Source organism: Bacteroides sp. HMSC067B03, assembly GCF_001811315.1.
Taxonomy (GTDB): domain Bacteria; phylum Bacteroidota; class Bacteroidia; order Bacteroidales; family Bacteroidaceae; genus Bacteroides; species Bacteroides faecis.
In genome coordinates this window covers 60920-77119 of sequence record NZ_KV804482.1, presented here as the reverse complement: position 1 = coordinate 77119, position 16200 = coordinate 60920, and the positions used below count along the sequence as shown (strand labels likewise).

The window sequence follows — 16200 nt, the reverse complement described above, 5'->3', positions numbered from 1 at the left end:
CTATTAAAGAGTTTTATTTACCTTCTTCTCTATCTACTTTAAGTAGTCCACCGGTCACCGGATCAAAGTAAACTTTGATGGTTGAGTTCTTGTTGAATAATACAGGAGCCAGATACTCGATGATACCAAATTGAGTAACAGGTATTTCTCCTTCGTATAATTTCTTTTTGCCGTCGGTCAGCGTAATCATTGCCTGTCCCGGTACGTTATAGGCAATTCCATCCATATCTTTCTTCTTTTTTCCGTCCTCTTGCGGACTCTTCACCGTTTTCAGGTCTTTCAGGCTGATGTAGAATGGAGTGCCTGCCAAATCGTTGTTAGCAACTACGCCCAGCTTCTTTGAAAAGCGGAAAGCGACCTCATTGTCAAACTCTTTATCCGGAGTGAGGCGGACAGTGAATGTCTTTTCTTCCTTGTCGCGGGTTCCTGAGAACATTTCGGTCATAGCTTCTTCCTGAAGATTCAAGTTGTCGAGCATGATCTTGAGCTGTGCGCCGTCCGAAGGCATGTTATCGGCTTGTCCGCGCAACAATGCATTTTTGCTTTCGCGGATGTTATAGATTTCCTTTGCTACCAGTTCGGCCATTTTAGCAGTGGAGCTTGCCATCAGAATCTCTTCTGTGAGGAAGTCGCGCGGGTTGGCTTTTCTTTGTGAAGCAGGAGTGTTGGTTGCTGCTTTGGTGGTATTGTTACCACTGTAAGGTACGTTGATTGATTTGATGAGTCCGTCTTCAGTCAGTTCCATGAGAGGAGCTACCGTTTTGTCTTTCAGTTTGACGAAGTAGGTAGCTTCGCTGTTGGGTACTCCTACTGGCTTCACTTTCACGCTGCTCAGTTCCCAATATTCTTCAGGTTCGGCAGAGATATTGGTCAGTCTCAAATAGCGGTCGGCATACTTGCTGAATTCTCCCGGCTTATAGTTGACTTTGTTCGCTTTTATCTCTATTTCTATTTGAGTCTTGGGAAGGGCGTACACTACTCCGTAATCTTTTCCTCGTGTCACTCCTGTCAGCACTTCTGTTTGTGCGTGGGCAGAAGTGGCCATTAGTAGTCCTGTTGCTATGATTAACTTTTTCATATTCGGTTCTTTTTAGCTGATTTTGAAAAACAAAGTTAATGAAGTTATTGAATAAACCGTAAGTTCTTAACTTTTATTCGCTTACAAGCCTCCATGCTGCTGGCAGACAGGTTACGATATCACTTGCGATAAGTCCGATCATGCCCTGTTTTTTCTGGGCGATGTCTCCGGCTAATCCGTGAATATAGGTACCTATTTTAGCAGCGTCTTCGGCAGGATAGCCTTGTGCAAGTAGTGCCAGAATCACTCCTGTCAATACGTCTCCGCTACCTCCTGTCGCCATACCGGGATTGCCGGTCGGATTGAAGTAACATTTGCCTTCGGGAGTGATAATGGTGGAGTAAGCTCCTTTCAAAATAATATGCACTTTAGCGGTGTGAGCCAGTTCGCAGGCTTTCATCAGGCGTTCGTAAGAGTCTTGGCATTTGCCGATCAGGCGCTCCAGTTCTTTGGGGTGAGGGGTGAGGATGGAACCTTTCGGCAGATGGGTGAGTGTATGCCGGTGATTTGCCAGAATGTTGAGTGCATCGGCATCTACTACCGTCGGAGTCTGGCAGTGTTCCAGTTGTTCTATCAGGGCAGCTTCCGTTTCTTCACTGCGACCGAGTCCGGGACCGACGCCGACAGCTTGATAATCATCGGTATCGGTAGGTACGGCAAAGCATGTTTCGCTTGCATCTGTTTCTACCATTGCTTCGGGCGCGGAAGTTTGCAGGATATCGTTGTTGCATAACGGTGCATGTATGGTCAGCAGACCTACCCCCGAACGCAGACAGGCGCGGGCGGCTAATACCGATGCCCCTGCCATTCCTTTCGAACCGGCTATCAGCAGGGCATGGCCGAAGTTTCCTTTATGAGCGAATTGCCGGCGTGGCTTAATCAGTGAGCGGATTTCTGCGATTTCCAGCATTTCGTAATTGGTTTCTGTTTCTTCGATTCCTTCTTCGCTCAGTTGAATGTCCAGCAGTTCCCATTCACCGACGAATTCTGTGTTTTCGGCAAAGAGGAAAGCAAGCTTCGGAAGTTGCAGGCTGAAAGTGACGTCCGCACGGATAATATTACTTTTTACATTGAATGTATTTTCTTCTCCCATCAGTCCGGAAGGGATATCGATGGAGACTACCATAGCAGGAGAAGCATTGATATATTTCACTACAGCAGCAAAACCTCCGCTCAACGGTTTGTTCAGTCCCGAACCGAACAGACCGTCAATAACGAGATGCTCAGGCGTCAGCGTAGGCGGAACGAACTGGGTACTGATTTCATGAAAAGTTACTTCTTCCATCATCTCTACCAGCTCTTTATTCGTCTGGCAGTCGGAAGAAAGTTCTCCTTTCGTATTGAAGAGATATACTTCGATCTTGTATCCTTTTTCTGCCATCATGCGGGCAACGGCAAGGGCATCTCCGCCATTGTTTCCCGGTCCGGCAAAAATGGTGACAGGAGTTTCCGGATTCCATCTGTTGGTAATGGCTTTGGTCAGTGCCTGTGCGGCACGTTCCATTAAATCTATTGATGCAATTGGTTCATGTTCAATGGTATAAGCATCTAACTTCTTAATGCTGCTGCTTGGAAATATTTTCATTGCAATATTCTTTTTAGTTTTTCGACCTACAAACTTACGCAAAAACTCTGAATTAATGCTTTATTCCGGTCGGACTTTTATCGGAGTATGCGTCTGCAAACTTATAAAAAGAATTGAATCGTTTCTTTAATTTGTACCATTTTTAGCAGGAATCGGGGAATTTGGCCGGAATATAACTGATTGTAGTAGCTACTCTGTTGATTATTTGATTATTTCGAAGAAAATGTTATCTTTGTAGTACATAATGTGCTTTGCATTATTTCCTGTGCTCACAACAATTAGATTATAGTTAACGGATTGTTTAATCTTTTAAAGTTTGCATGATGGAAAATACGAGAATTGGCTTAAATGCCGGAAAAGTATGGCGTATCTTAAATGAGAAAGGTGAATTGTCAATGTTTGAACTCTGCCGCGAGTTAGGTTTGACATTTGAAGAAGTAGCTGTTGCTATTGGCTGGCTCGCCAGAGAAAACAAAATTTCTTTCAGAGAAAAAGACAACATGCTCTTTGTCAAGATCGACGATGTTGAATTTAGTTTTGGCTAAATGATGACCGATTAACATTTAAGGTGAACATCCACTGAATTAATTACATGGTTGAAAACTTAATCAAGTGGATGCTGGAGATGTTTTGCACTTAATTCTATACCCTTCTATTCTATAAGAACTTTCCTATCTTGAAGCATTTTAAACTACTTTTTCGTACCTTTGTACCCCATAAACTACTAAACACATAAATTCATGAGTGCATTGAAGGGGCATCCGAAAGGCCTTTATCTGATTTTCGCGACAAGCACGGCGGAACGTTTCAGTTATTACGGAATGCGTGCGATTTTTATTCTCTTCCTGACGCAGGCATTGCTTTTCGATAAGGAGGCAGCGGCATCTATCTACGGTAGTTATACCGGACTGGTTTATCTGACCCCTTTGATTGGCGGATATATCGCTGATAAATATTGGGGAATCCGTCGTTCCGTGTTCTGGGGAGCGGTGATGATGGCTGTCGGACAGTTCCTGATGTTTATGAGTGCTTCCACATTGAATAATACGGACCTTGCACACTGGTTGATGTATGGCGGACTCGGATTTCTGATTTTAGGTAACGGCTGTTTCAAACCTACCGTTTCTTCTCTGGTCGGACAACTTTATGAGCCGGGTGACAGACGTCTGGATGCTGCATACACCATTTTCTATATGGGAGTGAATGTCGGTTCTTTCGCAGCACCTTTGATTTGCGGTTATTTGGGTGATACCGGAGATCCGAACGACTTTAAGTGGGGATTCCTCGCTGCTGGTATCATGACACTGTTTACAGTCGTTCTTTTCGAAACCCAAAAGAACAAATACCTGTTCTCACCTTCCGGTGAACCTATCGGCATTATTCCTGACGCCAAACGTGAAAAGAAGGAAGATAAAGCAGAACATATCGTACATCCTAAAATGGATAAGGGGACAAAAATACGCAATACGGTCATTATCACTGTTCTTACCATTGCCTTATTGGTCTTTTTCAGTTATGCCTTTAGTGGCGACTGGGTGAGTATCGGTATTTTTACTGCATGTATTGTTTTCCCTGTACTCATTTTGCTGGATGGTTCGCTCACGAAGATAGAACGCAGCCGGATTTTTGTCATCTATATTGTTGCTTTCTTCGTTATCTTCTTCTGGGCAGCTTATGAACAGGCGGGTGCTTCCTTAACGCTTTTCGCAGCCGAACAGACGAACCGTGATATTCTCGGCTGGGAAATGCCGGCATCCTGGTTCCAGTCTTTCAATCCGCTTTTCGTTGTCATCCTTGCCTACATTATGCCGGGAATATGGAGCTTCCTGAACAAACGGAAGATGGAACCGGCTTCTCCTACCAAACAGGCTATCGGCTTGCTGCTTCTTTCACTGGGATATCTTTTTATCTGTTTCGGAGTGAAAGATGCTGTTCCCGGAGTGAAGGTCAGCATGATTTGGCTGACGGGACTCTACTTTATCCACACTATGGGTGAAATCGCTTTGTCTCCTATCGGGCTTTCGATGGTAAACAAACTAAGCCCATTGCGTTTTGCTTCTTTAATGATGGGTATCTGGTATCTTTCTACCGCTACTGCCAATAAATTTGCAGGTATGTTGAGCGGTTTGTATCCCGAAGACGGAAAAGTGAAATCACTCTTTGGCTATCAGATCGCTACCATGTACGATTTCTTCATGGTATTCGTCGTAATGTCGGGTGTTGCTTCACTGATTCTGTTCCTTCTCTCGAAGAAATTACAGAAGATGATGCACGGGGTAGAATAAAAAATCGTATTTTTGCGACAACTTTTTTAAAATGACCGGTTATGGATACCATACAGATAAAAGACAAGCAGTTTACTGTTTCCATCAAGGAACAGGATATTCAGAAAGAAGTGATTCGCGTAGCGAACGAAATTAATCGCGATTTGGCAGGTAAAAATCCGCTTTTCCTCAGTGTGTTGAACGGTTCGTTCATGTTTACCGCCGATTTGTTGAAGCATATCACGATTCCTTGCGAAATCTCATTCGTGAAGCTGGCTTCTTATCAGGGAGTGACCTCCACCGGAGTCATAAAGGAAGTGATCGGACTGAACGAAGACATTGCCGGACGTACGGTGGTGATCGTAGAGGATATTGTAGATACCGGACTGACGATGCAACGCCTGCTGGATACATTGGGGACCCGCAATCCCGAAGCTATACATATCGCCTCTTTGCTGGTGAAGCCGGAAAAGTTGAAAGTAGATCTGAACATAGAATACGTAGCGATGGAAATTCCGAACGATTTTATTGTTGGCTACGGATTGGATTATGACGGCTTCGGACGTAATTATCCCGACATTTATACGGTAGTGGACTAAGATATATTATATATAAAAAAGAATAGGGCCAGTTTTTAAATGGTAAATTGTAAATCATTAAATTGTAAATGACAAAATGTTGAACATTGTAATTTTCGGTGCTCCGGGTTCAGGAAAAGGAACACAGAGCGAACGTATTGTAGAAAAGTATGGAATCAACCACATCTCTACAGGAGATGTATTGCGTGCAGAAATCAAGAACGGCACAGAACTGGGCAAAACAGCTAAGGGATACATCGACCAGGGTCAGTTGATTCCGGATGAATTGATGATTGATATTCTGGCAAGCGTATTCGACAGTTTCGAAGACAGCAAAGGTGTTATTTTCGACGGTTTCCCAAGAACAATTGCACAGGCGGAAGCATTAAAGAAGATGTTGGCGGAAAGAGGACAGGATGTTACAGTGATGGTAGATCTGGAAGTTCCGGAAGATGAACTGATGACCCGTCTGATCAAACGTGGCAAAGACTCCGGTCGTGCTGACGACAACGAAGAAACAATCAAAAAACGTCTGCATGTATATCATTCACAGACAGCACCGCTGATCGACTGGTACAAGAACGAGAAGAAGTACCAACACATCAACGGCTTGGGTACTATGGATGGTATCTTCGCTGATATCTGCGAAGCAGTAGACAAATTATAATAAATAAAAAGTATGGCTGAATCGAATTTTGTTGATTACGTAAAGATATACTGTCGCTCAGGTAAGGGCGGAAGAGGCTCTACGCACATGAGGCGCGAGAAATATTGTCCTAACGGAGGTCCCGATGGGGGCGATGGTGGAAGAGGAGGCCATATTATCTTGCGCGGTAACCGTAATTACTGGACATTGCTTCACCTCAAATATGACCGCCACGCGATGGCAGGACATGGCGAATCGGGAAGCAAGAACCGTAGTTTCGGAAAAGACGGCGCAGATAAAGTGATCGAAGTTCCCTGCGGTACGGTAGTATATAATGCCGAAACCGGAGAGTACCTTTGTGATGTGACGGATGACGGACAGGAAGTGATCTTGCTGAAAGGCGGTCGTGGTGGTCAGGGCAACAGTCATTTCAAGACAGCTACCCGTCAGGCTCCGCGTTTTGCGCAGCCGGGCGAGCCGATGCAGGAAATGACGGTGATCATGGAGCTGAAGCTGTTGGCAGATGTCGGTTTGGTAGGCTTCCCGAATGCAGGAAAGTCTACGTTGCTTTCTGCTATTTCAGCGGCAAAACCGAAGATTGCTGATTATCCGTTTACCACACTCGAACCGAATCTGGGAATTGTTTCCTATCGCGATGGAAAGTCATTCGTGATGGCGGACATACCGGGAATCATCGAGGGAGCAAGTCAGGGAAAAGGATTGGGACTGCGCTTTTTGCGTCATATCGAGCGTAACTCATTATTATTGTTCATGGTTCCGGCGGACAGCGACGATATCCGCAAGGAGTATGAAGTATTGCTGAATGAATTGCGTACCTTCAATCCCGAAATGTTGGACAAACAGCGCGTATTGGCTATCACAAAGAGCGATATGCTCGATCAGGAACTGATGGACGAGATTGAACCGACATTGCCCGAAGGCATTCCTCATATATTCATTTCTTCTGTTTCCGGTTTGGGAATCTCAGTGTTGAAAGACATTTTGTGGGAGGAACTGAATAAGGAAAGTAACAAGATAGAAGACATCGTTCACCGTCCGAAAGACGTGACCCGTCTGCAGCAGGAACTCAAAGACATGGGTGAGGACGAAGACCTCGAATATGAATATGAAGAAGAGGCTGACGACGAAGACGATGATCTTGACTACGAATACGAAGAAGAGGATTGGGAGGAAAAATGATTTCAATCACAAGAGATAAAAGAATGTTGGGGTATGAGTCGTTAAGCTCATACTCCAACATTTCTCATTTTGTAACTGCCCGGCAGGGAGGATGCAGTGAGGGAGCTTATGCGTCGTTCAACTGCACGCCTTACAGTGGTGATGAGGCGGAGAAAGTGCGACGGAATCAAAGTCTGCTGATGGAAGGTATGTCGCAAATGCCCAGAGAACTGGTTATTCCTTTGCAGACTCATGACACGAACTGCCTGCTGATTGGGGATGTTTATTTGTCTGCTTCGCCTCGGCAAAAACAGGATATGCTGTGTGGAGTAGATGCGCTAATTACCCGCGAGCCGGGATATTGTCTTTGCATATCGACGGCGGACTGCGTGCCTGTACTGGTATATGACACGAAGCATTGCGCAGTGGCTGCCATCCATGCCGGATGGAGGGGGACGGTAGCGTATATTGTACGTGATACCTTGTTGCGGATGGAAAAAGAGTTTGGCACAAGTGGAGAAGATGTGGTTGCCTGTATCGGTCCGAGTATTTCATTGACTTCTTTTGAAGTGGGTGAAGAGGTGTACGAAGCATTTCAAAAGAATGGTTTTGACATGCCCCGTATTTCTATCAGGAAAGAGGAAACCGGAAAGCATCATATCGATTTATGGGAAGCGAACCGATTGCAACTGCTTGCTTTCGGAGTACCTCCCGGACAGGTGGAACTTGCGCAGATATGTACGTATATTCATTACGACGATTTCTTCTCGGCAAGGCGTCTGGGCATTAAGTCCGGACGGATTCTGTCGGGGATCATGATTCATGAATAATACTTTCCATATAAGTGGATATAAATTTGAATGTAGGTTGACATAAACTTGAATAAAAGAATGTTTGAAATAAAAGTATCTCAGGAGCTAAAGAATGCCTGCCCTTTTTTTGCCGGGGCAGCCGTATATGCTGCAGTGAAAAATACCGCTTTCTGCGAGGGGCTTTGGAAAGAAATAAATGCTTTCACAGAAGATTTGACTACCACTACTCAAATGGAAGACATCAAGCGGCAACCTGTGATTGCTGCTACCCGTGAGGCTTACAAGCGTTGTGGTAAAGATCCGGGGCGCTATCGTCCGTCGGCAGAAGCATTGCGCCGCCGTCTGATGCGTGGAATTCCTTTGTATCAGATCGATACCTTGGTAGACCTTATCAATCTGGTTTCTCTTCGTACCGGACATTCTATTGGTGGTTTCGATGCGGACAAGATACAGGGTAACCGTCTTGAACTCGGTATCGGCAAAGCGGAAGAACCCTTTGAAGGTATCGGACGGGGGGTGCTGAACATAGAAGGACTGCCTGTGTACAGAGATTCTTTGGGAGGAATCGGAACGCCGACAAGCGATCATGAACGTACAAAGATGGATATCGGGACCAGTCATATTCTTGCAATAGTCAACGGATATAACGGAAAAGAAGGACTTAAGGAAGCTGCTGAAATGATTCAATCCTTATTGAAGGATTATGCTGGATCGGATGGCGGCGAACTTATCTATTTTGAATAACAAGGGGAAAAATACATGAAAAACATACTGATATTATTGACAGTCTTAGCTTTGCCGGCTATGGCTCATGCGCAAAGTAAATCTTCCTTCTCTTCTATGGAGGTGAACCATGTACGGGTTGCTACTCCCGGACTGTTTGCGAAAAGCAATCATATATATTTGCATTTGGATTCTTTGAAGGAACATGAGTATGCATTTCCGTTACCGGGAGCTAAAGTCATTTCGGCTTATGGATCTCGCGGAGGGCATTCGGGAGCAGATATAAAAACGTGTGCAAAAGATACCATTCGTGCTGCTTTTGATGGGGTGGTACGTATGTCCAAGCCATATTATGCTTACGGAAATCTGGTAGTAGTCCGTCACCCGAGCGGATTGGAAACGATTTATAGCCATAACTTCAAGAATCTGGTGCAGAGCGGAGATACAGTGAAAGCGGGGCAACCTGTCGGACTGACCGGACGTACCGGTCGTGCGACTACGGAGCATGTGCATTTTGAAACCCGTATTAACGGTCAGCATTTCAATCCGAATCTTATTTTCAATCTGAAAGAAGGTACGTTGCGGAAAGAATGTATCAAATGTACGAAGAATGGAAATGGAATTGTAGTGAGGTCGCAGGCAACCGGTAATCGCATGGCTCAAAATAAAAAATAAATGGAACAGCCTTGTTAGCAAGGTTTATAGACAAAGGCTTCATGGTCCGGTCGACGCATAAAGCCTTTGTTTCTTTTATTCAAAGCCTTTTGGCTTATTTCATAATATGTTTGCCATAATCCCATCCTTTGAGATCGTACAACTCTGCATCCTTGCGAATCCGTTCTTTAAAATCTTCGTAATTTCTTTTTTCCTGTGGGGTCCATCCAGCTTCGGCAACGGCAGCGAGACGTGGTAACATCAGGTATTCGAGCACTGAGGGCTCAGTGACCCATTCGGTCCAGAAGTTAGCTTGTACACCTTTATAATAAGGTTGCAAGTCGGCATCCACATCTTTAAGCGGCTGATAGTTGTATACGGCCTCCACTGTTTCAGTTCCATGTCCCTGTGACATCGGTTCTGTGGAAAGCTTCGACTGTTTTCTATTGATATAGTAAGGAATTTGTGGACTTAAAATAGCGTTCATACCTTGTTTGGCTGCTTGTTTAGCGGCAGCATTCGCTCCGATCCATGCCATGACGGTGATGTCATTGCCTAAAATGCGGGTATTTCCGTGAAGCACTTCATTCCAGAATATCAGTTGGCGTTGCTGGCTGGCAGGTTTCGTGGCAATGTAATCTTTCAGTTGTTTATAGAAATAAATCTGCAAGTCCCTGAAATTGGTAGAACCTATTTCGCTTAGCAAGTTCTTGCATTCTTCATTCTTTTGCCATTTGTTGATGGGACATTCATCGCCTCCCAGATGAATATAGTTGAATGGAAACAATTCGGTGAGTTCATCTATCACGTCTTTGGCGAATTGCATAGCCTGAGGATTGGCCACATTGATTACATCCGTAGAGATTCCCTGTTGCAACCATACTTCATGTTTATTTTCCGGGTCGCATGCCAGAAATTCCGGATAAGTAGCGACAGCAGCCTGTGAATGTCCGGGGATATCGATCTCGGGAACGATTTCTATAAATTTCTTTTTCGCATAAGCTACAATCTCTTTGATGTCTTTCTGAGTATAAAAGCCGCCGTAACGTTCGCCGTCAGGTTTTACGTCACCATACGCCAGCACTTTGCTATTCCTCCATGCACCGGTTTCCGTCAGTTTGGGGTACTTCTTTATTTCGATTCTCCAGCCTTGGTCTTCTGTCAGATGCCAATGGAATCGATTCATTTTGTAAGTAGCCATCATGTCGATCACTCGTTTTATTTCATCTTTACCGAAGAAATGTCTGCCTTCGTCCAGCATAAAACCTCTCCATTCAAAACGGGGAGCGTCTTCAATCTCAACAGATGGGATGCTCCATTCTTGATGGCCGGACGGTGCTACGCCTGCCATTACGTTGCGAGGCATCAGCTGCTTTAGTGTTTGCAGCGCATAATAGAAACCTGCAGGGCGGGCGGCTTCAATCCGGATTTGTTCTTTTGAAACGTTCAGTTTATAAGCTTCGGGCGGAAGTTGCTGATTCAAATTCAGAATAATGGCGGCTTTGGCTTCTTTTTGAGTAGAAGAGACTTTGATGCCGGTTACTTTCTGAAACTCCTTTTTGAATGATTCGAAGACCATGTGGACACTGTCTCCCTGATAGGGAGTGACTTTGGCTTTCAGTTGGTTGCCAAATTCGAAACGTCCGTCTTTTACCGTAAGGTGAGCCGGTTGTGGGATGATGGCAATTTCTTGCGCTGTTGACATTTGCTTGCTAAGAACTAGCAATAGCAGGGGTAAAAAGTGTTTAATTTTCATGGTAATTGGGGGTATTTGAATAAAAAGTATAACAGCGGACGAAGATAGAAATAATAAATTAGAAAAGTGTGTCTTTCTGATTGTTTTGTTTGCTCTTTTTGATTTGTTTGATCAACGTTCCCTATAAATTTGCGTAATTTGATAATTTAGTGTTTCTTTGTACGATAATATAAGTCATGATAACTAACCCCCATTATTACAACTTATGAAAAACAACAAGATCTGTCTATTGGGAGCTTGCCTCCTGTGTGCTGTAACTGTCTTTGCGCAGAATGTAAGTCTGCAACCCCCTCCTCAACAACTTATTGTTCAAAACAAGACCATTGATCTGCCTGCTGTCTATCAGCTAAATGGTGAGAAAGAAGCGAATCCGCATGCCGTAAAGGTACTGAAAGAATTGCTTTCCGGTAAGCAAAGCAGTAAGCAGGGAATACTTATTTCCATTGGTGAGAAAGGCGACAAGAGCGTACGCAAATATAGCCGCCGGATTCCTAACCGTGAGGAAGGCTATTATCTCTCTGTGAATGAAAAAGAAATCGTACTGGCCGGAAATGACGAACGAGGTACCTATTATGCCTTGCAAACTTTCGCGCAGTTACTGAAAGACGGGAAACTGCCCGAAGTAGAAATCAAAGATTATCCTTCCGTACGATATCGGGGGGTAGTAGAAGGTTTCTACGGAATTCCGTGGAGCCATCAGGCACGCCTCAGTCAGCTGAAGTTTTATGGTAAAAACAAGATGAACACTTATATATACGGTCCGAAAGACGATCCGTATCATAGTGCACCCAACTGGCGCCTGCCATATCCCGACAAAGAAGCTGCCCAACTGCAAGAATTGGTGGTAGTAGCCAATGAGAACGAAGTTGACTTTGTATGGGCAATTCATCCGGGACAGGATATCAAATGGAATCAGGAAGACCGCGACCTTTTGCTTTCCAAATTTGAGAAGATGTACCAGCTCGGCGTTCGTTCGTTTGCCGTATTCTTCGATGATATTTCCGGTGAAGGTACCAATCCTCAGAAGCAGGCGGAGCTGCTGAACTATATTGATGAGAATTTTGCGCAGACGAAGCCTGATGTCAATCAACTTGTCATGTGTCCTACGGAATATAATAAAAGCTGGTCGAATCCTAACGGCAATTATCTGACTACGCTGGGTGAAAAGCTCAACCCTTCCGTTCAGATTATGTGGACGGGAGACCGTGTCATTTCTGACATTACCCGTGATGGCATGGCGTGGATTAATGAACGGATCAAACGTCCGGCTTACATCTGGTGGAATTTTCCGGTGTCCGATTATGTGCGCGACCATTTGCTCCTCGGTCCTGTGTATGGTAACGATACGACGATTGCCAAAGAAATGTCAGGTTTCGTAACGAACCCGATGGAACATGCCGAGTCATCTAAAATTGCTATCTATAGTGTGGCAAGCTATGCCTGGAATCCTGCCAAGTATGATACTTGGCAAACGTGGAAGGATGCGATTCGTACCATTCTGCCAAGTGCGTCGGGTGAACTCGAATGCTTTGCTATCCATAATTCCGACTTAGGACCTAACGGACATGGCTACCGTCGTGAAGAATCTCAGGACATTCAGCCTGCCGCCGATCGTTTCCTTAAAAGTTTTAAAGAAGACGGCAGCTATGATAAGGCGGATTTCGAAGCCCTCCGGAATACTTTCGAGCGTATGAAAGAGTCCGCTGATATACTGCTGACCAATACGGAAAACAAACCGTTGATTGCCGAAATTACTCCTTGGTTGCGTCAGTTTAAACTGATGGCTGAAACAGGAGAAGAAGTGCTGCAAATGGTAGAAGGTCGGAATGAATCTTATTTTCTGCGGAAATACAATCATGTGAAAGCTTTGCAGCAACAGATGTTTTATATTGACCAGACATCTAATCAGAACCCTTATCAGCCGGGAGTAAAGACGGCCACACGAGTGATAAAACCATTGATTGACCAGACTTTCGCTGCTGTTGTGAGTTACTACAATAAAAAGTATAATGCCCGTCTGGATGCTGTTACCGACTATATGCCACATAAGATAATCAGTAGTGTGGAGCAAATAAAGAACTTGCCTTTGCAGGTGAAAGCCAATCGTATACTTATCTCTCCTGCTAATGAGGTCGTGAAATGGGCACCCGGAAACAGTGTTGAAATAGAACTGGATGCGATCTGTCCGGGAGAGAATATTCAGATAAACTTTGGTAAGGATGCTCCTTGTACATGGGGACGTCTTGAAATCTCTGCGGATGGCAAAGAATGGAAAACGATCGATATGAAGCAGAAAGAAAGCAGGTTGTCGGCTGATTTGCAGAAAACTCCGTTGAAGTTTGTCCGGTTCACCAATGTGAGCAATGAAGAACAGCAAGTATATCTGCGTCAGTTTGTTCTGACTATAGAGAAAAAGTAAACCGTTTTACGCGGTTCAGCCTTGATGACTTATAAGAAGACAAGAAAGGGTAGGAGAAGTTCCTACCCTTTTTTTGATTTGCGATACTCCCTTGGTGACATTCCCATGATTTTGCTGAACAGGCGGGAAAAATAATAAGTATCTTCAATACCGATTTTATAGCATATCTGGTTGATTTTCATATCGGTGGTATCCAGCAGCAGGCAAGCTTGCTGTATTTTCAGCAGATTGAAGTACGTGAGCGGGCTATGTCCCGTCTGCTTTTTAAACAGCATTGAGAAGTGCGACGGAGAATATCCGATTTGCGTCGAGATTTCTTCAAGACTCAGATGTTTCTCCATATTTTCTTTCATATAGTGGATGGCAACATCCACTATCCTTTCATCTTCCACCTGGTTGGTGCCTGCATTGCGATATTGCTGGATATAGCGTAATGTTCCCAGATAAAAGTGGAACATCGAAAACGCGTAACGCAGATTCTCATTGCTGTAGCCGTTCTTCAGTGTGTTGAATATCTCTTCAAACAGATTGATCCGTGTACTGATGCGCGAATGTCGTTCGGGTTTGATGTCCATCGGACGGCCGGCATCCTTGGCATAGAATGGAGCTGCTGTTCCTTTGAAGTGAATCCAGTAAATAGTCCATGGAGTAGAAGGGTTGGAGGCGTATGAATGCGGGACACCTGCCGGAAGGATGAAATACTGGTTGGCAGAGACGTTATATTCCTGATCTCCGATCCGGTAAGAACCGGCCCCGTCTATACAATAGATAAAGACGAACTGATTGATGGGTTCTTTCCGTTCCCGAAAATGATACTTGGCTTTCGGATAATATCCGATGTCGGTGATATGCAGCATGGAGGTCAGCGGGTCTTCTTCCATCTTGTCAACGATCATACGGGGCAGGACTAGGGCTCTTTCTCCGGTAAATCCATCTTTTAGTTTTACCATAGCATATAATTGGTTATTCTGCACAAATATATAATAATGTATGGTATCTGTCAAATAATACATTGAAAATAAGATTGTCCATCTTTATAAAATGAAATTCTATTTTTTGTACCTGGGATGCCCCCTATCTTTGCAACACCAATTAATCAATCTTCTAGTGGTATGAAAAGTTATAATAAAAAGTTTGTCTATTCTATTTGTCTGGTTTCCGCGATGGGCGGTCTTCTGTTCGGATATGACTGGGTGGTCATCGGCGGAGCGAAACCTTTCTATGAACTCTATTTCGATATTGCCGATTCACCGACGATGCAGGGATTGGCGATGAGTGTAGCCTTGCTTGGCTGTCTGATCGGTGCGATGGTAGCCGGTATGATGGCAGACTGTTACGGGCGGAAGCCTCTTTTACTGATTTCCGCATTTATCTTTTTATCTTCTGCATACGCTACCGGAGCTTTTTCCGTATTTAGCTGGTTTCTGGTGGCCCGTTTTCTGGGAGGTATCGGTATCGGCATCGCTTCGGGATTGTCTCCGATGTATATTGCCGAAGTAGCACCGACTTCTATCAGAGGGAAACTCGTTTCACTCAATCAGCTGACTATTGTACTGGGTATTCTCGGTGCGCAGATAGCCAACTGGCTGATAGCCGAGCCTATTCCTGCCGACTTTACTCCTGCCGATATCTGTGCTTCATGGAATGGACAGATGGGATGGCGCTGGATGTTTTGGGGAGCAGCGTTTCCGGCGGCAGTATTCTTGTTGCTTGCCTGTTTTATTCCTGAGAGTCCCCGTTGGCTGGCTATGAAAGGAAAGAGGGAGAGGGCATGGAATGTGCTCAGCAAGATAGGTGGAAACCATTATGCGGAACAGGAACTTCAGATGGTGGAGCAAACCGGTTCTTCCAAATCAGAAGGCGGATTGAAATTGCTTTTCAGTCGTCCGTTCCGAAAAGTGCTGGTACTCGGTATCATAGTGGCTGTGTTTCAGCAGTGGTGCGGCACGAATGTGATCTTTAATTATGCACAGGAAATATTCCAGTCGGCAGGTTATTCGCTGGGAGATGTGCTCTTTAATATTGTAGTGACCGGTGTGGCAAATGTGATCTTCACGTTTGTGGCTATCTACACAGTCGAACGTCTGGGACGCCGTGTACTGATGCTTTTGGGAGCAGGCGGACTGGCCGGCATTTATCTGGTTCTCGGCACTTGTTATTTCTTCCAGGTGAGCGGATTCTTTATGGTCGTACTGGTGGTGTTGGCAATAGCCTGTTATGCCATGTCACTGGGACCTATCACATGGGTATTGCTGGCTGAGATATTCCCTAACCGTGTGCGTGGTGTCGCTATGGCAACCTGTACTTTCGCTTTGTGGGTAGGTAGTTTCACACTGACATACACGTTTCCTTTGCTGAACAGCGCACTGGGTAGTTACGGTACATTCTGGATTTATTCAGCTATTTGTCTCGTAGGCTTTGTCTTCTTCTGTCGGTCATTGCCCGAAACCAAAGGAAAGTCACTGGAGACGTTGGAGAAAGATTTAATAAAATAAAACTAATTATA

General features: G+C 44.7%; 14 protein-coding genes. 10 read left to right on the top strand and 4 right to left on the bottom strand.

Annotated features, from left to right (window positions below):
* Positions 1-13: 13 nt before the first annotated feature.
* On the bottom strand, positions 14-1078 hold the full coding sequence (locus HMPREF2794_RS25190; RefSeq protein WP_070753023.1) for a DUF4831 family protein: 1065 nt from the start codon (positions 1076-1078) through the stop codon (positions 14-16).
* Positions 1079-1151: 73 nt separating this feature from the next.
* Positions 1152-2663: a bifunctional ADP-dependent NAD(P)H-hydrate dehydratase/NAD(P)H-hydrate epimerase gene (locus HMPREF2794_RS25185; RefSeq protein ID WP_070753021.1), complete on the bottom strand. Its 1512-nt coding sequence runs from the start codon at positions 2661-2663 to the stop codon at positions 1152-1154.
* A gap of 320 nt (positions 2664-2983) precedes the next feature.
* Between HMPREF2794_RS25185 and HMPREF2794_RS25180 the strand changes: the two genes are divergently transcribed.
* From HMPREF2794_RS25180 to HMPREF2794_RS25145, 8 genes are all read left to right on the top strand, one after another.
* Positions 2984-3208, top strand: a complete 225-nt coding sequence (locus tag HMPREF2794_RS25180) for a winged helix-turn-helix domain-containing protein (RefSeq protein ID WP_010536976.1) — start codon at positions 2984-2986, stop codon at positions 3206-3208.
* A gap of 195 nt (positions 3209-3403) precedes the next feature.
* Complete coding sequence (locus HMPREF2794_RS25175; protein ID WP_010536977.1) at positions 3404-4948, top strand: peptide MFS transporter; 1545 nt, start codon at positions 3404-3406, stop codon at positions 4946-4948.
* A gap of 41 nt (positions 4949-4989) precedes the next feature.
* A complete protein-coding gene (hpt, locus tag HMPREF2794_RS25170; protein WP_010536978.1) occupies positions 4990-5526 on the top strand; it encodes a hypoxanthine phosphoribosyltransferase in 537 nt (178 codons plus the stop codon).
* 76 nt (positions 5527-5602) lie between these two features.
* Entirely contained in the window at positions 5603-6172 is a 570-nt protein-coding gene (locus HMPREF2794_RS25165; RefSeq protein WP_055270129.1) for an adenylate kinase, read from the top strand.
* Positions 6173-6184: 12 nt separating this feature from the next.
* Complete coding sequence (gene obgE, locus HMPREF2794_RS25160) at positions 6185-7351, top strand: GTPase ObgE (protein ID WP_022301219.1); 1167 nt, start codon at positions 6185-6187, stop codon at positions 7349-7351.
* Positions 7348-8160: a peptidoglycan editing factor PgeF gene (gene pgeF / locus HMPREF2794_RS25155; RefSeq protein ID WP_055270127.1), complete on the top strand. Its 813-nt coding sequence runs from the start codon at positions 7348-7350 to the stop codon at positions 8158-8160. The genes obgE and pgeF overlap by 4 nt, the downstream gene beginning before the upstream one ends.
* A 60-nt stretch (positions 8161-8220) precedes the next feature.
* The gene (locus HMPREF2794_RS25150; RefSeq protein ID WP_010536982.1) at positions 8221-8886 is read left to right on the top strand and encodes a B3/B4 domain-containing protein; all 666 of its coding nucleotides are present in this window, start codon (positions 8221-8223) and stop codon (positions 8884-8886) included.
* A 15-nt stretch (positions 8887-8901) separates the two neighbouring features.
* On the top strand, positions 8902-9540 hold the full coding sequence (locus tag HMPREF2794_RS25145; RefSeq protein WP_055270125.1) for a M23 family metallopeptidase: 639 nt from the start codon (positions 8902-8904) through the stop codon (positions 9538-9540).
* A 94-nt stretch (positions 9541-9634) separates the two neighbouring features.
* Here the strand turns inward: HMPREF2794_RS25145 and HMPREF2794_RS25140 are convergent, their stop codons facing one another.
* Complete coding sequence (locus tag HMPREF2794_RS25140; protein WP_010536984.1) at positions 9635-11224, bottom strand: beta-N-acetylhexosaminidase; 1590 nt, start codon at positions 11222-11224, stop codon at positions 9635-9637.
* 256 nt (positions 11225-11480) lie between these two features.
* Between HMPREF2794_RS25140 and HMPREF2794_RS25135 the strand changes: the two genes are divergently transcribed.
* Positions 11481-13694, top strand: coding sequence for a beta-N-acetylglucosaminidase (locus tag HMPREF2794_RS25135; protein ID WP_070753019.1), 2214 nt, complete (start codon positions 11481-11483; stop codon positions 13692-13694).
* A 62-nt stretch (positions 13695-13756) separates the two neighbouring features.
* On the opposite strand, the gene HMPREF2794_RS25130 is transcribed toward HMPREF2794_RS25135, so the two are convergent.
* A complete protein-coding gene (locus tag HMPREF2794_RS25130; protein ID WP_055270179.1) occupies positions 13757-14644 on the bottom strand; it encodes a helix-turn-helix domain-containing protein in 888 nt (295 codons plus the stop codon).
* Between the two features lie 162 nt (positions 14645-14806).
* Between HMPREF2794_RS25130 and HMPREF2794_RS25125 the strand changes: the two genes are divergently transcribed.
* Positions 14807-16189: a sugar porter family MFS transporter gene (locus HMPREF2794_RS25125; protein ID WP_055270119.1), complete on the top strand. Its 1383-nt coding sequence runs from the start codon at positions 14807-14809 to the stop codon at positions 16187-16189.
* Positions 16190-16200: the final 11 nt, after the last annotated feature.